The organism is Kitasatospora cathayae, assembly GCF_027627435.1.
Taxonomy (GTDB): Bacteria; Actinomycetota; Actinomycetes; order Streptomycetales; family Streptomycetaceae; genus Kitasatospora; species Kitasatospora cathayae.
In genome coordinates this window covers 5282056-5302285 of sequence record NZ_CP115450.1, presented here as the reverse complement: position 1 = coordinate 5302285, position 20230 = coordinate 5282056, and the positions used below count along the sequence as shown (strand labels likewise).

Genomic DNA, 20230 nt, shown 5'->3' with positions numbered 1-20230 from the left:
GCCCCTTTCCAAGTTCGGAAGGGGGCCCGGTGCCCGTACGTGTTCTGCTCAGCTGAAACGACCGGCCAGGCCGAGACGGGGAATCTCGATGGCGGGGCACTTGTCCATCACCATCGCGAGACCCGCAGCCCGCGCCCGGTCGTACGCCGCCTCGTCGATCACGCCGAGCTGGAACCAGACGGCCTTGGCGCCGATGGCGGCCGCTTCGTCCGCGACCTCACCGGCGAGGTCGGAGCGGACGAAGACGTCCACGACGTCGACCTCGAAAGGGATGTCCGCGAGGGACGCGTACCCCTTCTCGCCGTGCACCGTCTCCGCCTTCGGGTGCACCGGCACGATCCGCTTGCCGAAGCGCTGGAGGACCTCGGCGACGCCGTAGGCCGCTCGTCGCCGGTTGGACGAGAGGCCCACGACGGCCCAGGTGTCTCCAGACTCGGTAAGGATCTTCCGAACCGTCTCCGGGTCGCCGTACATGCCCTGCCTCCTCGCAGCCGGGTGCCGAGAACTCACCAAACCCCAGCGCCACCGCTCCCCCGGCCATTCCCTACCGAGATCTGGGCTGGTCAGCGCGCCAGGTCGATAGGAAATCGGATGGCACCTGGCGTAACCGTCCGGGTGACGTGGTGGACGTGGCGGACGTGTTCGTGAACAGCGCGCTGGCCGGGGGGTGGCGGACCGGGCGGTGGCGGTCGGGGCGAAGGCGGTCTGGTTCCAGCTGGGTGTCATCGACGGGGCCGCGTACCGGCGGACCCGGCCCGCGGGGTCTCGATGGTGATGGACGGGTGCCCGGCCGTCGAGATCCCGCGGCTGGGCTGAGCGTCAGCCGTCGAGCTGGGCGATGGTCGCGATGGAGGGCCTACGGGTGGCCCGCAGGGAGGCGGCGACCGACTCGGCGTCGCGCAGGACGCGGACGGCGTTGTGCCAGGTGAGCTTGGCCAGGTCGGCCTCCGACCAGTGCCGGCCGAGGAGTTCGGCGACCAGGTTGGGGTAGCCGGCCACCGAGTCGAGGCCGTCCGGCAGGAAGGCGGTGCCGTCGAAGTCGCCGCCGATGCCGATGTGGTCGATGCCCGCGACCTCGCGCATGTGGTCGAGGTGGTCGGCGACGGTGGCCGGGGTGGCGATCGGGCGCGGGTTGGCGGCCTCGAAGGCGCGCTGGCGCTCCATGGCCGGCGGGGTGGTGTCCAGCGGGTGGAAGCCGTGGGCGCGCATGTTCGCGTCGGCGGCCAGGGTCCACTCGATGGCGGCGGGCAGGATGAACTTCGGGACGAAGGTCGCCATCGCGACCCCGCCGTTGGCGGGCAGCTGGGCGAGCACGTCGTCCGGGATGTTGCGCGGGTGGTCGCAGACCGTGCGGGAGGAGGAGTGCGAGAAGACCACCGGTGCCTCGGTGACCCGCAGGGCGTCCCGCATGGTGTCGGCGGAGACGTGCGAGAGGTCGACCAGCATGCCGAGCCGGTTCATCTCCCGGACGACCTCCTCGCCGAACCGGGTCAGTCCGCCGGCCACCGGCTTGTCGGTCGCGGAGTCGGCCCACGGCACGTTGTCGTTGTGGGTGAGGGTCAGGTACCGCACGCCGAGTTCGTACAGGGCGCGCAGGGTGGCCAGCGAGCAGTCGATCGAGTGGCCGCCCTCGGCGCCCATCAGCGAGGCGATCCGGCCCTCGGCGCGGGCGGCCTCCATGTCCGCGGCGGTACGGGCGAGGCGCAGCCGGTCCGGGTAGCGCTCGACCAGGGCGTGGACGAAGTCGACCTGCTCCAGGGTGGCGCTCACCGCGTGGTCGCCGGCCAGCGAGGCGGGCACGTAGACGGACCAGAACTGCGCGCCGACCCCGCCCTCCGCGAGGCGGGCGAGGTCGGTGTGCAGGCGCTCGCTCTGGTCGGCGGCGAGGTCGAGCGCGCCGAGGTCGTACCCGGCCTGCTCGCGCATCGCCCAGGGGAGGTCGTTGTGGCCGTCCACCACGGGGGCGGTGCGCAGCAGGGCTCGGGCACGGTCCAGCGGGGTGGCGGAGTCCGTCTGAGAAGTCATACGGGCTGTTCTACCCCACCCCGTCGGCGGGTCTTACTTGCCGAAGCCGAAGGAGGAGGAGCCGGCCACCTTGGCCCGGAGCTTCTTGCCCTTCTCGGTGGCCTGGCTGTTGAGCTCGGCCTGGAAGTCGGTCATCTTCTCGGTGAGTTCGGGGTCGAAGGCGGCGAGCATCCGGACCGCGAGCAGGCCCGCGTTGCGCGCGCCGGCCACCGAGACGGTCGCGACCGGCACGCCGGCCGGCATCTGGACGATCGACAGCAGGCTGTCCATGCCGTCCAGGTAGCGCAGCGGCACCGGGACGCCGATGACCGGCAGCGGGGTGACGGAGGCCAGCATGCCCGGCAGGTGGGCCGCGCCGCCGGCGCCCGCGATGATGGCCTTCAGGCCGCGCCGGTGGGCGTTCTCGCCGTACGCGACCATCTCGCGGGGCATCCGGTGGGCGGAGACGACGTCCACCTCGTACGGGATCTCGAACTCGTCCAGGGCCTGGGCGGCGGCCTCCATGACCGGCCAGTCGGAGTCCGAGCCCATCACGATGCCAACGACAGGGTTCGTCATTCGGTGATCGTTCCTCGCAGGTAGGCGGCCGCATGGCGGGCGCGCTCGCGGACGTCGTCGAGGTCGTCCCCGAAGACGTTGACGTGGCCGACCTTGCGGCCGGGCTTCACGTCCTTCCCGTACATGTGGATCCGCAGCCCGGGGTCGCGGGCCATGCAGTGCAGGAAGGCGTGGTACATGTCCGGGTAGTCGCCGCCGAGGACGTTGACCATGACGGTCCACTTGGCGCGCGGCCGGGGGTCGCCGAGCGGGAGGTCGAGGACGGCCCGCAGGTGGTTCTCGAACTGCGAGGTGACGGCGCCGTCCTGGGTCCAGTGCCCGGAGTTGTGCGGGCGCATGGCGAGCTCGTTGACCAGGATCCGGCCGTCCCTGGTCTGGAACAGTTCGACGGCCAGGTGGCCGACGATGCCGAGCTCGCCGGCGATCCGCAGGGCGAGCTGCTGGGCCTCGTCGGAGAGGGCGGGGTCGAGGTCCGGCGCGGGGGCGGTGACCTCGGCGCAGACGCCGTTCTCCTGGGTGCTCTCGACGACCGGGTAGGCGACGGCCTGGCCGCTGGGCGAGCGGACCACGTTGGCGGCCAGCTCGCGGACGAAGTCGACCTTCTCCTCGGCCAGCACCGGGACGCCGGCCAGGAACGGCGCCTGGGCCTCGTTCTCGTCGTCGACGACCCAGACGCCCTTGCCGTCGTAGCCGCCGCGGACGGTCTTGAGCACGACCGGATAGCCGGTGCCCTCGTCGGCGAAGGCGGTGACGTCGGCCGGGTCGGCGACGATCCGGTGCCGGGGGCAGGGCACGTCGATGGAGTCGAGCTTGGCCCGCATCACGCCCTTGTCCTGGGCGTTGACCAGCGCGTCCGGGCCGGGGCGGACGGCGATGCCGTCGGCCTCCAGGGCCCGCAGGTGCTCGGTGGGGACGTGCTCGTGGTCGAAGGTGATGACGTCGCAGCCGGCCGCGAAGCGGCGCAGGGTGTCGAGGTCGCGGTAGTCACCGAGGACGACGTCGGAGACCACCTGTGCGGCGGAGTCCTGGGGGGTGTCGGCGAGGAGCTTGAACCTGACCCCGAGCGGGATTCCCGCCTGGTGTGCCATGCGGGCCAGCTGCCCGCCACCGATCATGCCCACCACTGGAAAATTCACATTGCCCGGGGAAGTCACCACGCCAGGATATCCGGGCCGGTGGGGGGCGTTGGAGCCGCGGTGGGGCCGCGAGTAGTGGACGCGCGTAGATGTCAACCCCGGTCCCGGACAGCTGAGCCGTTCGGTGGAAGCGGGTAGCCTGGGCGGCTAGGTCCTCGTCCGCGCGGTCGGATCATGTGCGTGCACGCAGGGCTCAAGGGGTGTCCCCGGCCCAGTGGGACATCCTTTTCCCCGCAGGTACATGGAGGCCACCCGGTATGGCGACGACCGCTGCTTCGAACCCCTCACTCATGCAGAAGGTGCGTGGGATCAGGGGCGAGGTCGTGAAGTTCGGCATCGTCGGACTGAGCGGCGTGGTGGTCAACTTCGCCGTGTTCTGGGTCTGCAACATCGGCCTGGGCATCGCCTCGCTGCGGTCCAACATCGCCGCGACCGTGATCGCGATCGCCACCAACTACCTCGGCTACCGCTACTGGCTGTACCGGGACCGCGACGCCGCCTCGCGCAAGCGGGAGATCACCCTCTTCCTGGTGTTCAGCGGCTTCGGCATGCTGATCGAGACCGGCGTGCTGGGCTTCTCCCAGTACGTACTGGGCCTGGACTCGAACTTCGAGAAGATGGGCGCCAAGGTCGTCGGCCTCGCCATCGCCACCGTGTTCCGCTTCGTCTCCTACCGCACCTGGGTCTTCAAGGCCCTGCCGGAGACCGCGCCGCCCGCCGTGGAGTCCACCAGCGGCCAGGAGCTGGCCGCCCAGGCCGAGCTGATGCTGGCCGCCGAGCAGATCCGCTACGCCAAGGCGGAGTAGGGCCGGGCTCCCCGCTCGCCCCGCTTGCCCCGCCCGCTCCGGCGGGAGGACAGTGGTGGCCCAGGGCGAGCACGGCCGGCGAACGATCATGGCCGAGGGGGTCCCGGGAGGCTCGCCATGACCTTCGTCCAGATCATCGACTGCAGGACCGACAAGCTGGACGAGCTCAACCAGCTCATGGACAGCTGGGTCGAGGCGTCCGAGGGCAGGCGGACCGCCGCGCACGCGGTCGTCGGCACCGACCGCGCAGACAGCACCCACGTCGTGGAGATCGTGGAGTTCCCGTCCTACGAGGCGGCGATGCGCAACTCCGGGCTCCCCGAGACGGACCGGATCTTCCGCGAGATGGTGGCGCTCTGCGACGCGCCGCCGACCTTCACCGACCTCGACGTGGTCCGCGACCTGCGGCTCGGCCAGGGCTCCTGATCAGTCCTGGTGGCTGCGCCCCAGGAAGAGTGCGAACACCGCGGGCTTCAGCGAGAGCAACTCCAACCGGCCGCCGTCCGCCTCCGCGAGATCGCGGGCGACGGCCAGCCCGATGCCGGTGGAGTTGCGGCCGCTGACCGCGCGCTCGAACACCCGGTTGCCGAGGTCCGCCGGCACCCCGGCGCCCTGGTCCTGCACCTCGACCACCACCGAGGTGCCGGAGGGCCGCACCCGCAGGGTGATCGTCCCGGCGCCGTGCATCAGCGAGTTCTCGATCAGGGTGGCCAGCACCTGGGCCACCGTCCCCGGGGTGCCGACCGCGGTGACCCCGTGCAGGCCCTCCAGGGACAGCACCCGGCCCTGCTCGCGCAGCGTCGGGCCCCACTCCTCCACCTGCTGCTTGATCACGTCGTCCAGGTCGAAGGCGACGGCGGTGGGGCTGCGCGGGTCGCGCTGGGTGGTGAGCAGCCGCTGGACGACGTCGGTGAGCCGCTCGACCTGCTGGAGGGCGATGGTCGCCTCCTCCTTGACGGTCTCCGGCTCCTCGGCGAGGGCGGTGATCTCCTCCAACCGCATCGACAGCGCGGTGAGCGGGGTGCGCAGCTGGTGCGAGGCGTCGGCGGCGAGCCGGCGTTCGGCGGTGAGCATCCGGGCGATCCGTTCGGCGCTGGTGTCCAGCACCTCGGCGATCCGGTCCAGTTCGGGCACCCCGTAGCGGCGGTCGCGCGGGCGCGGGTCGCCGGAGCCGAGCCGTTCGGCGGTCTCGGCGAGGTCGGTGAGCGGCCGGGCGAGCCGCTTGGCCTGCCAGACGGCGAGTGCCACGGCGGCCTGGACGGCCAGCAGGGCGACCACGCCGAGCAGCAGCAGGTTGTTGGCGATCTCGTGGTCGACGTCCTCGCGGGACTGCTCGACGGTGACGATCTCGCCGCTGGTGCCGTGCTCGGCGGCCCTCAGCAGGTGGTTCCCGGCCGGGCGGTCACCGGCCGAGAGCACCGGCTGGCCGGGGATCTGCACCTCGACGTAGCTGCCCTCGGTGACCTGGCTCTCGAAGACCCGGCCTTCCTTGACGCCCTCGCCCGCGGCGAGCCGGCTCTCCACCAGGGCGAGCACCCGGACGGCGGTCGCGTCCACCCGGTCCTGGGCGGAGCTGACGATGGTGCGCTTCTCGACCAGGGCGAGCGGCACGCAGAACACCACGACGACCACCAGGACCACGACCAGCAGCGAGTTGATCATCCGGCGTTTCACGCTGCTGCTCCCCGAGGTGTTCCGCTTCATCGGCCGCCGCCCGGCCACGATCTTCGTACGGGGTTAATTCTTCTCGAACCGGAACCCCACCCCGCGCACGGTGGCGATGTAGCGCGGGTTCGCCGCGTCGTCGCCGAGCTTCTTGCGGAGCCAGGAGATGTGCATGTCCAGGGTCTTGGTCGAGGTCCACCAGGTGGTGTCCCAGACCTGCCGCATGATCTCCTCGCGGGTGACCACCCGACCGGCGTCGCGGACCAGGACGCGCAGCAGCTCGAACTCCTTGGCGGAGAGGGTCAGCTCCTCCTCGCCGAGCCAGGCACGGTGGGACTCGATGTCGATCTTCACCCCGTGCGCGCCGGTGGTGAGCTGGTCGACGTTGCCACGCCGGAGCAGGGCCCGGACGCGGGCGAGCAGTTCGGCCAGGCGGAAGGGCTTGGTGACGTAGTCGTCGGCGCCGGCGTCCAGGCCGACCACGGTGTCCACCTCGTCGGCGCGGGCGGTGAGCACCAGGACGGGGCAGCTCTTGCCGTCGGCGCGCAGGCGGCGGCAGACCTCGAGGCCGTCCATCTCGGGCAGGCCGAGGTCGAGGACGACGAGGTCGACCTCCTCGGTGAGGCCGGCGGCGAGTGCGGTCGGACCGTCCTCGCGGACGAGCACCTCATAGCCCTCGCGTCGCAGGGCCCGGGCGAGCGGTTCGGAGATCGCCGGGTCGTCCTCGGCGAGCAGCACACAGGTCATGTGGTGATGGTAGTCCGCTCGGGTAAGGCCGTACGCCCTGTGAAGTAGTTCACAGAGCGTGATCGTTATATGGAGCCCATTCAGGGATCAACAGAACGTTGCCGACCGGTCGTTCGGCGAAAAAACAACCCTTGGATCTTGAAACTGAAGGATCAAACGCCCGTCTACCATGGATCAATCGGGCAGCTGTGGTGCCAACTTTGTTATTAACCCGGCTGATTCACCGCCTTTGTCATCTGATATCGCCAAATGTCGCCACGTAGAGTGGTCCAAGTCCACGTCCGCCGCCACCCCCCTAGGCGGACGCTGTCAGGCAAGGAACCACTACTCATGGCGTCTACGACCCTGGAAACCGGCGTCACGTCGGCCACCCCCAGCGGCAAGACCTTCCTCGGCCACCCCCGGGGACTCGCCACTCTCTTCATGAGCGAGATGTGGGAGCGCTTCAGCTACTACGGCATGCGTGCCCTGCTGGTGCTCTACATGACCGCCTCCATCGCAGACGGCGGCCTCGGCATGAAGGCGGCCGTCGCCGCCGCCGTGTACAGCGTGTACACGGCCATGGTCTACCTGCTGGCCCTCCCGGGCGGCTGGATCGCGGACCGCTTCCTCGGCGCCCGTAAGACCGTCGCGGTCGGTGGCACGATCATCATGATCGGCCACTTCCTGCTGGCGGTCCCGTTCAGCGCCTCGTTCTTCGTCGGCCTCGCGTTCATCGCGGTCGGCTCGGGCCTGCTCAAGGCCAACATCTCGACGATGGTCGGCCATCTGTACGACGGCCCGAACGACCCGCGTCGCGACGGTGGCTTCACCGTCTTCTACATGGGCATCAACCTCGGCGCCTTCGCGGCCCCGCTGGTGATCGGCACCGTCGGCCAGAACGTCAGCTGGCACCTGGGCTTCGCCCTGGCCGGCGTCGGCATGGCGCTCGGCCTGGGCCAGTTCCTGCTGGGCACCCGCCACCTGAGCCCGAAGAGCAACGTCGTCACCTCGCCGATCAGCGCGGACGAGAAGCGGAAGATCTTCACCAAGGCCGGCATCTGGCTGGCCGTCGCGGTCGTCTTCTACGCGGTCGTCGGCGCCACCGGCCACTTCACCATCAACTGGGCGATCTGGCCGCTGTCCATCGCGGGCCTGGCGATCCCGGTCCTCGTCTTCACCAAGGTGAAGCGCGACAAGGACCTCGACGCCACCGAGCAGTCCAAGATGAGCGGCTACATCTGGTTCTTCGTCGCCGCCGCCGTGTTCTGGATGATCTACGACCAGTCCGGCTCGACGCTGAACATCTTCGCCGACGAGCACACCGCGTCCACGCTGTTCGGGTTCAACTTCCCGTCCAGCTGGTTCCAGTCGCTCAACCCGCTGTACATCATGGCGCTGGCCCCGGTCTTCGCCTGGATCTGGGTCGCCCTGGCCCGCCGGTCGAAGAACCCCAGCACCACCATGAAGTTCGCCTTCGGTCTGCTGATGATCGGCGCGTCCTTCATCGTCATGATGCTGGCGATGGCCTCCGCCTCCGGCGACACCAAGGTCACCCCGCTGTGGCTGGCCATGGTCTACCTGGTCCAGACCGTCGGTGAGCTCACCCTCTCCCCGGTCGGCCTGTCCGTCACCACCAAGCTGGCGCCGACCAAGTACGCCAGCCAGATGATGGGTGTCTGGTTCCTCGCCGTCACCGCCGGTGACTGCGTCGCCGCCATCTTCCAGCTGGTGCTGGGCGACAAGGTGGTCGGCAGCACCGCGTACTTCGCGGTGCAGGGCGTCATGGCGATCGTCGCGGGCATCGCGCTGGCGCTGTACCGCAAGAAGGTCGTCAAGCTCATGGGCGACGTGCACTGACGTCCGCCCGGTGAAGCTCCGGGGCCGCCGTGGATTCCTGAGATCCACGGCGGCCCCGGTCGTTTTGCGCCTACCGTGCCCGGCATGACGACCTCGTTTCCACAGCAGCTCGCCCGTACCCGGCGGTTCACCCTGGGCCTCCCCGTCCAGCCGGAACCCTCAGCCGACGGCGCCACCGTGCTGTTCCTGCGCAGCCGGGGCGGCACCGACCCGCTCACCTGCCTCTGGGCGCTGGACGCCGACAGCGGCGAGGAGCGGTTGATCGCCGACCCGGGCGTGCTCGGCTCCGACGAAGGCATCACCGCGTACAGCACCGACGCCACCGGCTCCCTCGCCGTCTTCGCGCTGGGCGGTGGGCTGTGGCTGGCCGACGCCTCCACGGCTTCGGTTCGCCGTGTGGCTTGCGGCGGCGAGGCCGAGGAGGTGCGGCTCGACCCGACCGGCCGCACGATCGCCTACGTCAGCGGCGGCGCCCTGCGGGTGGTGGGCGTCGACGGTACGGGCGACCGGGCGCTGGCCGAGCCCGAGGCCTCTGACGTCACGTACGGCCTCGCCGAGTACGTCGCCGCCTCGGAGATGTACCGCGACCGCGGGTACTGGTGGTCCCCCGACGGCCGCGCCCTGCTGGTCGCCCGGGTCGACGAGCGCGCGGTCACCCGGATCTTCCTGGCCGACCCCACCGATCCCCGGCGGCCGCCGCGCGCCATCCGCTACCCGCTGGCCGGCACCGCCAACGCCGACGTCTCGCTCTGGCTGCTCGGCCTCGACGGCAGTCGCCCTCGCACCGAGGTCCGCTGGGACCGGGCGGGCTTCGAGTACCTCACCGCCGCCGGCTGGGACGGCCACGGCCCGTACGCCGCCGTGCAGAGCCGCGACCAGCGCACCGTGCGCACCCTGGCGATCGAACCGGACGGCGGGGTACGGGTGCTCGCGGAGCGCACGGACCCGCACTGGGTCGAACTGCTTCCCGGACTTCCGGTCCGCACGGAGAGCGGCGCGCTGGTCGACACCGCCGACGAGGGCGACACCCGGCAGCTCACCGTCGGTGGCAAGCCCGTCACCCCGGCCGGGCTGCAACTGCGGGGCGTCCTCGGGGTGGAGGGCGAGCAGGTGCTGTTCACCGCCTCCGAGGAACCCACCGAGACGCACTTGTGGGCCTACCGGCCCGACCTCGGCCCGCAGAAGTTGAGCGACGGACCGGGCCTGCACACCGGAGTGCGGCGCGGCGGCACGCTGGTGCTCACCAGTCGGGTCGAGGGTGCTCGTTCCACCGTGCTGCGGGACGGTCGCCCGACGCTCACGCTCACCTCGTACGCCGAGCTGCCCGTGGTCGCCGCCCGCCCCGAACTGCTCCGGCTCGGCCCGCGCGAACTGCGCGCCAGTCTGTTCCTACCCACCGGACGCCGCGCTGGGGACGGCCCGCTGCCCGTCCTGCTCGACCCGTACGCCGGGCCGGCCATGCAGAAGGTCACCACTGACGGCGCCTGGCACGAGCAGGTGTCGCAGTGGTTCGCCGACCAGGGCTTCGCAGTGCTGGTGGTGGACGGCCGGGGCACCCCGGGGCGCGGGCCGCTGTGGGACAAGACGATCTGGGGCGACAAGGCCGGGCCCGCGCTGGAGGACCAGATCGAGGGCCTGCGGGAGGCGGCCCGGCTGCGGCCCGGACTGTTCGACCTCGATCGGGTCGCCATCCGGGGCTGGTCGTACGGCGGCTTCCTCGCCGCCCTCGCGGTGCTGCGGCGCCCGGACGTCTTCCACGCCGCCTCGGCCGGGGCCGCGCCCACCGACCACCGGTTGTACGACACCCACTGGCAGGAACGCTTCCTCGGCCACCCCGACGAGTACCCCGAGCACTACGACTCCTGCGACCTGGTCGTCGAGGCGCCGAAGCTGCGCCGCCCACTGCTGCTGGTCCAGGGCCTGGCCGATGACAACGTCTTCCCCGCCCACACCCTGCGGCTCTCCCATGCCCTACTCGCCGCCGGCCGCCCGCACGAGGTCCTGCCACTGCGGGGCGCGGGGCACCGGCCGACGGACGAGGCGGTGGTGGAGAACCTGCTGTGGCACGAACTGGGGTTCCTGCGGCGGTCGTTGGGCCTGGAATAGGCGATGGTCTCCGAGACCGAGTCTCGGAGACCGTCATCACTCACCGCAGCTGGGCAACCGGGCTCAGGGGTTGATCTGCTTCAGGTAGTTGATCTTGCCGTCGGCGTCCTGGCCGATCTCCCAGGCGTTGTACTTGGCGCAGAACTTGGCGCCCCCCATGCAGTCGTAGACCCGCAGCATCAGGAGGTCGAACGAGTTGGCGGTCCCGTCGTAGCCCTTGCCCCCGTCGACGTCCTCGCTGCCGGGGCCGGCGCTGAGGTAGACCTGGATGTCCTTGGAGAGGGTGTAGCTCTTGACCGGGCCGGTCCCCTCGTAGTGGCCACCGGTCGCGTCGCAGACGAACTTGGCGTCCTGGGCCTGCAGCGTGGAGTGGTCCCTGTGCTTGTCCGGGTAGATGACCTTGTGGTTCGGGACCGGCTTCAGACGGTGGGCGCCCTGCGAGGCCGGGTTGCAACTCGGGTCCGCCGCCGGGGCGTTGCTCGCCACGGGCGCCGCCGCAGTAGCGGCTGACGAGGCGGGAGCGGCGGGAGCGGCGGACGAGACCGCCGGGTCGGGCGACGAGTCGGACGGCCCGCAGGCGGTCAGCAGACCGAGCGACAGCAGGCCCGCCGCGGCTGCCGCAAGCAGTTTGGTGGTCACGGATTTTCCTTCCCCCGATGACAGATGACGATCTGGCGAGCGACTATATGTTCGAAGATCATCAAGCTTTCCCCACCCCGATGTGCGCACGACCCGCTCCTCGATGGCTTCGAGGAGCGGGCCGCTCAGCAAGGCCTGACTGCTCTGACTCAGGACGTGATCAGGTTGCGGACCGCGTCGCTGACTTCGGGCAGATCGCCGGGCTCGGCCCACTGGTGGGCATCGTGCTCGGTCAGGACGATCGGTTCCGTCTTCTCCACGGTGACGGCGAAGTTGAACTGACGAGTGGTGCCGCCGCGGCTGTTCTCGTAGTCGAAGTGCCCGAGGCAATCCGTGATCTGGTCGATGGTCAGCCCGGTCTCCTCGGCGGTCTCGCGGTGCACGGCGTCCAGGATGGTCTCACCGGCCTCGACCTTCCCGGAAGGGATCTCCCACAGACCGCCCAGGTAGTCATCGGGCTTGCGGCGCACGAGCAGGACCCGCCCGTCGTGGTTGATGACGGCGGCGGCGACGAAGCCGGTGATGCCGGCGGCTTCGGCCTCGGCCGCCAGGCGGGCCACGAACTCGGGGGAGGTGACGGTCACAGCACCTCCTTGTGATGGTCGCTGATCTTCCTGGCCGCGCGGCTGTACTGCGCGGCCAGTTCCAGATCCTGCTCACGGTGCCAGAGCGGGAGCTTGATCGCGTGGGCGTGGGCGTGCTCCGCGACGAAGAAGTCCCCAGCCTTGCACCGCCGGTGGGAGTGCGGGTGGCCAGGGAACAGCATCGTCGGGTGCTTGTACAGCGGCAGCTGGTTCATCGGACAGGTGGAGCCGGGCCGGTCGAACTCGGTGGCGCCCTCCGCGATCAGCACCTGGTGGAACTTCTCGATCGGCAGGCCGCCGAGCCCATCCGGCTCGCAGGTGAGCGTCAACCCGTAGTTGCGGGTCCGTCGGGGCGGCGTGTCAGAGCATGGCGAGTCGGTCGACCAGCAGTTCCAGCCTCTGTTCCATGTACTCCGGTGGGAGCCGGCCCGCTCGGGCCAGGGTGGCGAGGCCGTGCAGGGCTGCCCAGAAGGTCTCGGTGAAGACTCCCGGGTGGACGTCGTCGCCGGCGACCTCGGCGAGGCTTTCCAGCAGGGCGGCGAAGGCGTCCTTCAGGGGTTCCGGGGTGTCCTCCTGGGCGAAGGCCAGGCCGCCGTCGAGCTGGAAGAGGGCGTCGTAGACCGCCGGGTTGCGGGCGGCGAAGTCGAGGTAGGTGCGGGCGAGGGCGGCGACCCGGGCGCGGGGGCCGTCCGCGGCGGAGGTCGCGGCCCGCAGCGCCGCGGCCATCTCGGTGGCGCCTTCGAGGGCGACGGCGCCGATGATCTCCCGCTTGCCGCGGAAGTGGCTGTAGAGGACGGGCTGGCTGTATTCGATGCGCTCGGCGAGCCGGCGGGTGGTGACCGCGTCCCAGCCCTGCTGCTCGGCGAGTTCGCGGGCGGTCGCCAGGATGAGGCGCTCGCGCTCGGCCCGTTCGCGCTGCTTGCGTTCTTGTACCGACATGGTTCGATCCTAGCACCGCTAGACAAACGAGCGGCATAAGGCCTAGCGTTGACTCGTCAGCTAGCAGCGCTAGATGCCCGGAGGGTCATCATGCTCAACGCACTCGAGGTCTTCACCACCGTGGTCGTCGGCGTGATGGTGGGGGTGGAGTTCTCCGTCGCCTTCATCATGAACCCGATCTTCAACGCACTCCCCGACGACAGCACCCAACTCGCCAACGCTCACGGGGGCCGGATGCTCGGCGCCCTGATGCCGTTCTGGTACATCGGCTCGCTCGTGTTGAGCGCGATCTGGGCCGTCGCCGGATGGCACCACCACGGCACTGGCCTGGTCGTCACCGCCGGCGTGCTGCTGATCGTCAGCGTGGTCATGTCGGTCCTGCTGCTCGTCCCGATCAACAACCGGAACAAGACGTGGACCCCCGAGAACCGGCCCGCCGACTGGAAGGAGCAGCTGCAGCGCTGGAACCGCTACCACTACGCCCGCGTCGCGGTCATCATCGCCGCCTTCGCCCTGCTGGTCGCCGCCCTCGTCTGAGCCCGCGAGGCCCTCGCCTTCCCAGGCGAGGGTCTTCGCGTGTTTCAGTCGCCGTCGTCGGGGCGTCGCATCTTGAGGGTCGCGATGACGCCGAGGGCGACGGTGGTGATCGCGAGGGCGAGCAGGGCGACCAGGACGGCGCCGAAGAAGAACTTCATCGGTGCCACGGCTCGTCCCTCTCCAGGTCGCGGAGGAGGTGGAGGAGGTTGAGCAGGGTGCTGACGGGCGCGTTGCCGAAGTCGATCAGGATGCGGCCGTCGAGGGTCGTCTCGCCGGGCGCGGCGGAGCCCCAGAGGAGGCCGTGGGGCAGGCCGCGCCGGTGCAACTCGCCGAGGAGGGTGGTGAGTTGGGGCTCGGTGTAGTCGCGCATCCGGGGGTCGTCGGGCGCGATGGGGTCGTGGGTCACGAGTCGGAGTCCAGCTCGTACCAGGTGGTCTTGCCGCGCTGCTGCGGGTCGACGCCCCAGCGGTCGGTGAGGCCCTCGACGAGCTGGAGGCCCCGGCCGGTCTCGGCGAGGCCGGAGGGGGTGCGGGGCTGGGGGAGGGCGTCGCTCTCGTCGGAGACGGTGACCCGGAGGGTGCGGTCGAGGATGGAGAACCAGACGACGGGCGCGGGGGTGCCGGCGTGGTGCCAGGCGTTGACGATGAGCTCGATGAGGGCGAGTTCGGCGTTGAAGATGGTCTCGATGTCCCAGCCGCCGTTGCGGGTCATGGCGTCCCGCAGGGCCTGCCGGGAGAGGGTGAGCGAGGGGGTGTTACGGATGCACACGGGAACCTCCGTGAGGCTGTGGTGTGGGATAGGGGGTGCCGTGAGCCAGGCCGGGTGATGGTTGCTCTTCGGCTACGCGTACGGGCAGCAGGCGCCTACTGCCCTGGACGCAGGCATTGTTGACGATCCGTCGGATCGAGCTGTGAACGACGATAGCGCATCGGAGCTTAAGGTTAAGCTCGATGCGCGAAGATTCCCCCGATGGGGTAGTCCTCCCTAGATGGCCACCCCTGCATCGGGCACGGCAGACTGGCGCCTGTGCGAGCAGAGAGGACGTCATGGCCAATCGCCAGAACCCGACCCTCCGTCAGCGTCGGCTCGGCGCCGAACTGCGGAGGATGCGAGAGCAGGTCGGCCTCGGGGGAAGCCACCTCGCTCGCCTACTTGGCGTGACTCCAGCCATGGTGACGCAGATGGAGAACGGGAAGTCCGCCGTCAGCGTGGGGCGCCTGCACGAGATCGCGGAGGCTTGCATGTGCGCCAACGCGCCCCTGGTCGACGCGCTCGCCGACATGGCCAGAGAGCGAGACCAGGCCTGGTGGGATGAGTACCGAAACGCACTCGCAGCCGCTCCAATTGATGTGGCGGAAATCGAAGGACACGCGAAGAAGCTGAAGAGCTTCAACATTGGTTTCATCCCAGGACTGCTCCAAACGGCCAGCTATGCCGCCGCCGTATTTGCGAGAGGTTTCACCCCTCTCCCCGATCGCGAGATCGATCGCAGGGTTACGTTCCGCCTGCGGAGACAGCAGACTATTCGCTCCGGCGAGACGCCATACGTGGCACTGGTCCACGAGGCGGCGCTACGTATTCAGTACGGCGGCGCCATGGTGCTCGGGGAACAGCTCGATTCGCTTGTCGAAGACTCCGAGCTTCCGGGAGTCTCGCTGCGGGTCGTACCGTTCGACACGGCCGACTTCCCTGGCCCCAGCGAGAACCTGCTTTATGCGGAGGGGCCAGTGCCGGAGCTGGATACGGTCCAGGCCGACTCGTCTCACGGCTCCCACATCTTCGACTCACCCGCCCAGTTGACAGGTTATCGCGCAATCTTTGAGCGCATCGAAGCCGTCGCGCTCCCGGAGAGTGAGTCGCGAGATTATATCCGCTCGATAATGAAGGAATTGAAGGACAGGTATGAATAGCATCGAGTGGCAGAAATCCAGCTTCAGCGAAGCCTCCAGCAACTGCGTTGAGGTGCGCACACGTGGAGGTGTGATCGAACTTCGTGAGTCCGATGAGGGTGACGTCATCGTCCACACCACCCGCCCGAACTTCGCGGCGTTCCTCCAGGCAGCCAAGGCAGGCGAGTTCGACCACCTGATCACCAACGCCTAGCGAATCGTTCCGGCGGCCTCTTGCTCCCCGCAAGAGGCCGCCACAGGCCATCTGCAAGAAGCCACTTGGGCTGCGAAAACGCAACTTCGACAGCACCCGCAGAAGCAGCTACCTTCACCTGGTCTCCGGCGATCACCCACGGTCGCACGAGAGTTGCCTCAACCAGGGAGAGACGTTTGCCCCAGCTTGCGCTGTACACCTTCGGCACCCTGAAGTCGCCTCTCGCCGATCCCGCACCCCTCACCAACGAGTTCTACGACGTCGGTGCGACCGTCTACCAGGAGATCACTCAGCACCCCGGGTACCTCGCGCATGCCGAAGCAACAGACCCCGAACGGGGCGTGCTCTTCGACGCGAACTGGGGCGCATGGGGCGAGTTCGCCGTACCGACCTGGTACGCCAAGGGCCGTACGCGGGAAACCACCGCCCTGGCCGCGACCCTCTCGCTCTGGACCGACCTGCGCTCCACCTTCGACGCCATCTACACCGGTCTGCACCGCAAGGCACTGACCAGGCGTCACGACTGGATCGAAAAAGCCGAGTACCCGAACTACGTGACCTGGTGGGTCTCCGACGGCGTGATACCCAGCTGGCAGGAAGCGGTTTCCAGGCTGGAACACCTCCACGACCACGCCCCCACCCCGCACGCCTTCACCTTCCACCGCCCGTTCACCCCGGACGGAACTCCGACCAGGATCAGCCCTCCACGGAAGCCCTGACCGGGCGGAACTCACCAGCCCACCCAGCGAGAAGCCCCCGCGCCCGCCACCCCGGGGGCGCGGGGGCCGTCTAGTGCCCGTCGCTCAGACCTCGCGAACCCCCGCCCGCCAGACCGCCGCCGTCAGCGGCACGCCCGGCCGGTACGCCAGGTGCACGTGCGAGGGCGCGTCCAGCAGCAACAGGTCAGCCCGCGCGCCGACCGTCACCGTCCCCACGTCACTGCGCCGCAGCGCGTGCGCGCCGCCCGCCGTGGCCGCCCAGACCGCCTCGTCCGGCGTCATCCCCATCTCCCGCACCGCCACCGCGATGCAGAACGCCATCGAACTGGTGAAGCTGGAACCGGGGTTGCAGTCCGTCGAGAGCGCCACCACCGCGCCCGCGTCCAACAGCCGCCGCCCGCTCGGGTACTCGGCCCGCGTGGAGAACTCCGCCCCGGGCAGCAGCGTCGCCACCGTCCCCGAGCCGGCCAGCGCCGCCACGTCCTCGTCCGTCAGGTGGGTGCAGTGGTCCGCCGAGGCGGCCCCCAGCTCCACCGCCAGCTGCACGCCGGGCCCGTACGTCAGCTGGTTGGCGTGCACGCGCGGCGTGAGCCCCCGCTCGATCCCCGCCGTCAGGACAGCCCGCGCCTGGTCGCCGTCGAAGGCGCCCTTCTCGCAGAACACGTCCACCCAACGGGCGTGCGGCGCACAGGCGTCCAGCATCTCGCCGGTGACCAGCTCCACGTACCCCGCCGGGTCCTCGGCGTACTCGGGGGCCACGATGTGCGCGCCCAGGTACGTCGTCTCCGGCGTGTACCCGGCGGCGATCCGCAGCGCCCGCGCCTCGTCCTCGACCGTCAGCCCGTACCCGGACTTGCACTCGATGGTCGTGGTCCCCTGCCGCAGCGCCTCCCGGACGAACCCGGCCACGTTCGCCTCCAGTTCGGCATCACTCGCCGCCCTGGTCGCCGCCACCGTCGTACGGATGCCGCCCGCCGAGTACGACTGCCCGGACATCCGGGCGTTGAACTCGGCGGTGCGGTCGCCCGCGAACACCAGGTGGGCGTGCGAGTCGACGAAGCCGGGCAGCAGCGCCCGGCCCTCGGCGTCGAAGCGCTCGTCCGCCGCCGGGGCCTGCGCCGCCGGGCCGACCCAGGCGACGGTGTCGCCGTCGACCACCACGGCCGCATCCGGCAGCAGGCCGAGCGGACCGGTGCCGTGTCCGGGGTCGTTGGTGACCAGGCTGCCGATGCCCGTGATCAAGGTGGTCCTGGTGCTCAAGACAACGCCTTCCGAATCGAGTTGAGAGGTCAGTAGTCCAGCGCGCCGATCGCGGAGCGCAGCGCCCCCGGCACGTCGGCCACCAGCTGGTGCACGCCGTCCCGGACGACGTGCCGTCCGCCGACCACCAGGTGCCGGACGTCCGCCGCCGAGGCCGCGAAGACCGCGATCTCGGCGCCGAGCCGGGGCGACGGCCCCGCCGTACGGACGGAGTCCAGCGCGATCACCGTGAAGTCGGCGAGCGCCCCGGCCTCGATCCGCCCGGCCTCGGGCCAGCCCAGCGAGGCGTGCCCGTCCTCGCCACCGGCCCGCAGCAGCGCGTTCGCCGTCCAGTGCCCGCGGGTGCGGGTCCGCAGCCGCTCGTCCAGCTCCAGCGCCCGGGCCTCCTCCCACGGATCGATGATCGCGTGGCTGTCGCTGCCCAGGGTGATCGGGCTGCCGCCCGAGGCGAGCCGGCGGGCCGGGCCGATGCCGTCCGCGAGGTCCCGCTCGGTGGTGGGGCACATGCAGACGGTGGTGGAGGAGTCGGCGAGGAGCTTGACGTCCTCGTCGGTGAGGTGGGTGGCGTGCACGGCCGAGGTGCGCGGGCCGAGCGCGCCGTGGTCGGCGAGCAGCCGGGTCGGGGTGACGCCGTGGGCGGCGAGGCAGGCGTCGTTCTCGGCGGTCTGCTCGGACAGGTGGACGTGCAGCGGCGCCTTGCGCATCGCCGCCCAGTGCGCGACGGTGCCCAGCTGGTCGGCCGGGACGGCCCGGACCGAGTGGATGGCGGCGCCGATCCGGGCGTGCTCGCGCGGCTTGAGGGCGTCCGCCCGGGCCGCCCAGGCCTCGGCGTCGCCGTCGCTGAACCGCAGTTGCGGGTGGGTCGGCTCGGCGCCGAAGCCGGAGGACAGGTAGCAGGTGTCCAGCAGGGTGATCCGGATGCCGGCCCGGGCGGCGGCCTCGATCAGCGCCTCGCCCATCGCGTTCGGGTCGGTGTAGCGGGCGCCGCCGGGCGCGTGGTGCAGGTAGTGGAACTCTCCGACGGCGCTGATCCCGGCGAGCGCCATCTCGGCGTAGACGGCGGTGGCGAGCTCCAGGTAGCTGTCCGGGTCGAGCGCACCGGCGAAGCGGTACATGGTGTCGCGCCAGGTCCAGAAGGTCCCGGAGCCGACCTGGACGTGCCCGCGCAGCGCCCGGTGGAAGGCGTGCGAGTGGGCGTTGGCCTGGCCGGGCAGCAGCAGCCCGTCGAGGCGGACGGCGCCGGGCGGGCAGGGCCCGGCGTCCGGGGTCACGGCGGTGATCCGGCCGTCGGGGCCGGTGGCGATCAGCACGTCCCGCTCGACCACCGGCCCGTTGTCGTGCGGCAGCCAGGCGTGCTGCGCCCAGTAGCTCACCGGAAGGGTCACTGACACGCCAGGTCCTCCAGTACGTCGGCGAGGGCGGCGACCCCGGCCAGGCAGTCGGCCTCCTCGGCGTGCTCGGCCGGGGAGTGCGAGACGCCCGTGGGGTTGCGCACGAACAGCATGGCGGTCGGGATGGCGGACGCCAGGATCCCGGCGTCGTGTCCCGCGCCGGTGGGCAGCACCGGGGCGTCGAGCAGCTTGGCGAGCCGGTCGCGCAGCGGGCCGTCGAAGTCCACCACCGGGGTGTAGGACTCGCGGGTCAGCTCGACCCGGACGCCGTCGCGCTCGCCGCGCTCGGTGGCGGCCCGCTCGATCTCGGCGACCAGCTCGGTGAGGGTGCGCTCGTCGGCGGCCCGGGTGTCCAGCCAGCCGCGCACCAGCGAGGCGATCGCGTTGGTGCCGTTGGGCTCGACCGCGACCTTGCCGAAGGTGGCCAGCGCGCCGGCCAGCTTCGCCTTCTTGCGGGCGGCGAGCACCGTGTTGGCGTACGTCAGCATCGGGTCGCGGCGGTCCTCGATCCGGGTGGTGCCGGCGTGGTTGGCCTCGCCGTGGAAGTCGAACCGCCAGCGGCCGTGCGGCCAGATCGCGCCGGCCGCGCCGACCGGCTGCCCCTCGGCGAGGTGGCGGCCCTGCTCGACGTGGAGTTCGACGAAGGCGCCGATCCGGGCGAGCCGCTCGTCGTCCGCGCCGATCGCGGTCGGGTCGTAGCCGGCCTTCTCCATCGCGTCGGGCAGCCGCACCCCGCCGGCGTCGCGCAGCTCGTACGCGGCCTCGCGGGAGAGCACCCCGGCGGTCAGCCGGGAGCCGATGCAGGCCACGCCGAACCGGGCGCCCTCCTCGTCGCCGAAGTTGACGATCGCCAGGGGCTTGTCGAACTCGACCCCGCGAGCGCGCAGTTCGTCCAGCGCGGCGAAGGAGGAGACCACCCCGAGCGGGCCGTCGAAGGCGCCGCCGTCCGGGACGGAGTCCAGGTGCGAGCCGGTGACGATCGCCCCCTGACCCTGCGGATCGCCCAGCCAGGCCCACTGGTTGCCGTTGCGGTCCAGCTCGTACGTCAGGCCGCGGCTGCGGGCCTGCTGCTCGAACCAGGCGCGGCACTCGGCGTCGGCGGAGTTCCAGGCGAAGCGGCGGTAGCCGCCGGAGGCGGCGGAGCGGCCCACGGGGAGCAGCTCCGCCCACATCTCT

The 20230-nt window shown here is 70.6% G+C and carries 23 protein-coding genes and 2 pseudogenes; 9 read left to right on the top strand and 16 right to left on the bottom strand.

The window, feature by feature from the left end:
* Nucleotides 1–48: 48 nt before the first annotated feature.
* Nucleotides 49–474 (bottom strand): CoA-binding protein, encoded by a 426-nt coding sequence (locus O1G21_RS23745; protein WP_270146612.1) that lies wholly within the window; start codon nt 472–474, stop codon nt 49–51.
* A gap of 149 nt (nt 475–623) precedes the next feature.
* Between O1G21_RS23745 and O1G21_RS23740 the strand changes: the two are divergent.
* Nucleotides 624–816, top strand: a pseudogene (locus tag O1G21_RS23740) (CoA-binding protein); the annotation flags it as partial.
* A gap of 3 nt (nt 817–819) precedes the next feature.
* On the opposite strand, the gene O1G21_RS23735 reads toward O1G21_RS23740, so the two are convergent.
* The 3 genes from O1G21_RS23735 to O1G21_RS23725 are packed head-to-tail and all read right to left on the bottom strand — an operon-like array spanning nt 820 to nt 3719.
* On the bottom strand, nt 820–2025 hold the full coding sequence (locus O1G21_RS23735; protein WP_270146611.1) for a dipeptidase: 1206 nt from the start codon (nt 2023–2025) through the stop codon (nt 820–822).
* A gap of 33 nt (nt 2026–2058) precedes the next feature.
* On the bottom strand, nt 2059–2583 hold the full coding sequence (gene purE / locus O1G21_RS23730) for a 5-(carboxyamino)imidazole ribonucleotide mutase (RefSeq protein WP_270146610.1): 525 nt from the start codon (nt 2581–2583) through the stop codon (nt 2059–2061).
* Entirely contained in the window at nt 2580–3719 is a 1140-nt protein-coding gene (locus O1G21_RS23725; RefSeq protein WP_270151208.1) for a 5-(carboxyamino)imidazole ribonucleotide synthase, read from the bottom strand. The genes purE and O1G21_RS23725 overlap by 4 nt, the downstream gene beginning before the upstream one ends.
* A 290-nt stretch (nt 3720–4009) precedes the next feature.
* Here O1G21_RS23725 and O1G21_RS23720 point away from each other — a divergent pair, with 290 nt between their 5' ends.
* Nucleotides 4010–4525, top strand: coding sequence for a GtrA family protein (locus tag O1G21_RS23720; protein ID WP_270146609.1), 516 nt, complete (start codon nt 4010–4012; stop codon nt 4523–4525).
* 117 nt (nt 4526–4642) lie between these two features.
* A pseudogene (locus O1G21_RS23715) lies at nt 4643–4945 on the top strand (ester cyclase); the annotation flags it as partial.
* A gap of 6 nt (nt 4946–4951) precedes the next feature.
* Here the strand turns inward: O1G21_RS23715 and O1G21_RS23710 are convergent.
* Entirely contained in the window at nt 4952–6199 is a 1248-nt protein-coding gene (locus O1G21_RS23710) for an ATP-binding protein (protein WP_270146608.1), read from the bottom strand.
* Nucleotides 6200–6262: 63 nt separating this feature from the next.
* Nucleotides 6263–6937 (bottom strand): response regulator transcription factor, encoded by a 675-nt coding sequence (locus O1G21_RS23705; RefSeq protein ID WP_030290974.1) that lies wholly within the window; start codon nt 6935–6937, stop codon nt 6263–6265.
* Nucleotides 6938–7267: 330 nt separating this feature from the next.
* On the opposite strand from O1G21_RS23705, the gene O1G21_RS23700 reads away from it, so the two are divergent.
* Nucleotides 7268–8776, top strand: a complete 1509-nt coding sequence (locus O1G21_RS23700; protein ID WP_270146607.1) for a peptide MFS transporter — start codon at nt 7268–7270, stop codon at nt 8774–8776.
* 84 nt (nt 8777–8860) lie between these two features.
* Nucleotides 8861–10882: a prolyl oligopeptidase family serine peptidase gene (locus O1G21_RS23695; RefSeq protein ID WP_270146606.1), complete on the top strand. Its 2022-nt coding sequence runs from the start codon at nt 8861–8863 to the stop codon at nt 10880–10882.
* A gap of 63 nt (nt 10883–10945) precedes the next feature.
* On the opposite strand, the gene O1G21_RS23690 is transcribed toward O1G21_RS23695, so the two are convergent.
* From O1G21_RS23690 to O1G21_RS23675, 4 genes are all read right to left on the bottom strand, one after another.
* A complete protein-coding gene (locus O1G21_RS23690; protein ID WP_270146605.1) occupies nt 10946–11521 on the bottom strand; it encodes a hypothetical protein in 576 nt (191 codons plus the stop codon).
* A 149-nt stretch (nt 11522–11670) separates the two neighbouring features.
* Nucleotides 11671–12105, bottom strand: coding sequence for an NUDIX hydrolase (locus O1G21_RS23685; RefSeq protein WP_270146604.1), 435 nt, complete (start codon nt 12103–12105; stop codon nt 11671–11673).
* Nucleotides 12102–12434, bottom strand: a complete 333-nt coding sequence (locus O1G21_RS23680) for a hypothetical protein (RefSeq protein WP_270146603.1) — start codon at nt 12432–12434, stop codon at nt 12102–12104. Before O1G21_RS23680 ends, O1G21_RS23685 begins: the two co-directional genes overlap by 4 nt.
* A 31-nt stretch (nt 12435–12465) precedes the next feature.
* Entirely contained in the window at nt 12466–13044 is a 579-nt protein-coding gene (locus tag O1G21_RS23675; RefSeq protein WP_270146602.1) for a TetR/AcrR family transcriptional regulator, read from the bottom strand.
* Between the two features lie 90 nt (nt 13045–13134).
* On the opposite strand from O1G21_RS23675, the gene O1G21_RS23670 reads away from it, so the two are divergent.
* Nucleotides 13135–13581, top strand: coding sequence for a DUF1772 domain-containing protein (locus tag O1G21_RS23670; RefSeq protein WP_270146601.1), 447 nt, complete (start codon nt 13135–13137; stop codon nt 13579–13581).
* A gap of 44 nt (nt 13582–13625) precedes the next feature.
* Here O1G21_RS23670 and O1G21_RS23665 read toward each other — a convergent pair whose 3' ends face one another.
* The 3 genes from O1G21_RS23665 to O1G21_RS23655 are packed head-to-tail and all read right to left on the bottom strand — an operon-like array spanning nt 13626 to nt 14349.
* Nucleotides 13626–13748 carry a hypothetical protein gene (locus O1G21_RS23665; protein ID WP_270146600.1) on the bottom strand — a complete coding sequence of 41 codons (123 nt, stop codon included), beginning with the start codon at nt 13746–13748 and terminating at the stop codon, nt 13626–13628.
* Nucleotides 13736–13987: a hypothetical protein gene (locus O1G21_RS23660; RefSeq protein ID WP_270145555.1), complete on the bottom strand. Its 252-nt coding sequence runs from the start codon at nt 13985–13987 to the stop codon at nt 13736–13738. The genes O1G21_RS23665 and O1G21_RS23660 overlap by 13 nt, the downstream gene beginning before the upstream one ends.
* Nucleotides 13984–14349, bottom strand: a complete 366-nt coding sequence (locus O1G21_RS23655; protein ID WP_270146599.1) for an ATP-binding protein — start codon at nt 14347–14349, stop codon at nt 13984–13986. Before O1G21_RS23655 ends, O1G21_RS23660 begins: the two co-directional genes overlap by 4 nt.
* 278 nt (nt 14350–14627) lie before the next feature.
* On the opposite strand from O1G21_RS23655, the gene O1G21_RS23650 reads away from it, so the two are divergent.
* The 3 genes from O1G21_RS23650 to O1G21_RS23640 all read left to right on the top strand — a co-directional run bounded on the left by O1G21_RS23650 (nt 14628) and on the right by O1G21_RS23640 (nt 16403).
* Complete coding sequence (locus tag O1G21_RS23650) at nt 14628–15491, top strand: helix-turn-helix domain-containing protein (RefSeq protein WP_270146598.1); 864 nt, start codon at nt 14628–14630, stop codon at nt 15489–15491.
* On the top strand, nt 15484–15684 hold the full coding sequence (locus tag O1G21_RS23645; RefSeq protein ID WP_270146597.1) for a DUF397 domain-containing protein: 201 nt from the start codon (nt 15484–15486) through the stop codon (nt 15682–15684). The genes O1G21_RS23650 and O1G21_RS23645 overlap by 8 nt, the downstream gene beginning before the upstream one ends.
* 176 nt (nt 15685–15860) lie before the next feature.
* A complete protein-coding gene (locus tag O1G21_RS23640) occupies nt 15861–16403 on the top strand; it encodes a DUF3291 domain-containing protein (protein ID WP_270146596.1) in 543 nt (180 codons plus the stop codon).
* 84 nt (nt 16404–16487) lie between these two features.
* Here O1G21_RS23640 and hutI read toward each other — a convergent pair whose 3' ends face one another.
* The 3 genes from hutI to O1G21_RS23625 are packed head-to-tail and all read right to left on the bottom strand — an operon-like array spanning nt 16488 to nt 20226.
* The gene (hutI, locus tag O1G21_RS23635) at nt 16488–17663 is read right to left on the bottom strand and encodes an imidazolonepropionase (RefSeq protein ID WP_270146595.1); all 1176 of its coding nucleotides are present in this window, start codon (nt 17661–17663) and stop codon (nt 16488–16490) included.
* 29 nt (nt 17664–17692) lie between these two features.
* The gene (locus O1G21_RS23630; RefSeq protein ID WP_270146594.1) at nt 17693–19054 is read right to left on the bottom strand and encodes a formimidoylglutamate deiminase; all 1362 of its coding nucleotides are present in this window, start codon (nt 19052–19054) and stop codon (nt 17693–17695) included.
* Nucleotides 19045–20226: an allantoate amidohydrolase gene (locus O1G21_RS23625; RefSeq protein ID WP_270151205.1), complete on the bottom strand. Its 1182-nt coding sequence runs from the start codon at nt 20224–20226 to the stop codon at nt 19045–19047. Before O1G21_RS23625 ends, O1G21_RS23630 begins: the two co-directional genes overlap by 10 nt.
* Between the last annotated feature and the right edge of the window lie 4 nt (nt 20227–20230).

Excerpts from the sequence above, each read along its gene's own strand:
- O1G21_RS23745 (WP_270146612.1), bottom strand. The coding sequence starts at position 474 with ATGTACGGCGACCCGGAGACGGTTCGGAAGATCCTTACCGAGTCTGGA.
- O1G21_RS23735 (WP_270146611.1), bottom strand. The coding sequence starts at position 2,025 with ATGACTTCTCAGACGGACTCCGCCACCCCGCTGGACCGTGCCCGAGCC.
- purE (WP_270146610.1), bottom strand. The coding sequence starts at position 2,583 with ATGACGAACCCTGTCGTTGGCATCGTGATGGGCTCGGACTCCGACTGG.
- O1G21_RS23720 (WP_270146609.1), top strand. The coding sequence starts at position 4,010 with ATGCAGAAGGTGCGTGGGATCAGGGGCGAGGTCGTGAAGTTCGGCATC.
- O1G21_RS23705 (WP_030290974.1), bottom strand. The coding sequence starts at position 6,937 with ATGACCTGTGTGCTGCTCGCCGAGGACGACCCGGCGATCTCCGAACCG.
- O1G21_RS23700 (WP_270146607.1), top strand. The coding sequence starts at position 7,268 with ATGGCGTCTACGACCCTGGAAACCGGCGTCACGTCGGCCACCCCCAGC.
- O1G21_RS23695 (WP_270146606.1), top strand. The coding sequence starts at position 8,861 with ATGACGACCTCGTTTCCACAGCAGCTCGCCCGTACCCGGCGGTTCACC.
- O1G21_RS23675 (WP_270146602.1), bottom strand. The coding sequence starts at position 13,044 with ATGTCGGTACAAGAACGCAAGCAGCGCGAACGGGCCGAGCGCGAGCGC.
- O1G21_RS23670 (WP_270146601.1), top strand. The coding sequence starts at position 13,135 with ATGCTCAACGCACTCGAGGTCTTCACCACCGTGGTCGTCGGCGTGATG.
- O1G21_RS23650 (WP_270146598.1), top strand. The coding sequence starts at position 14,628 with ATGGCCAATCGCCAGAACCCGACCCTCCGTCAGCGTCGGCTCGGCGCC.
- O1G21_RS23645 (WP_270146597.1), top strand. The coding sequence starts at position 15,484 with ATGAATAGCATCGAGTGGCAGAAATCCAGCTTCAGCGAAGCCTCCAGC.
- O1G21_RS23625 (WP_270151205.1), bottom strand. The coding sequence starts at position 20,226 with ATGTGGGCGGAGCTGCTCCCCGTGGGCCGCTCCGCCGCCTCCGGCGGC.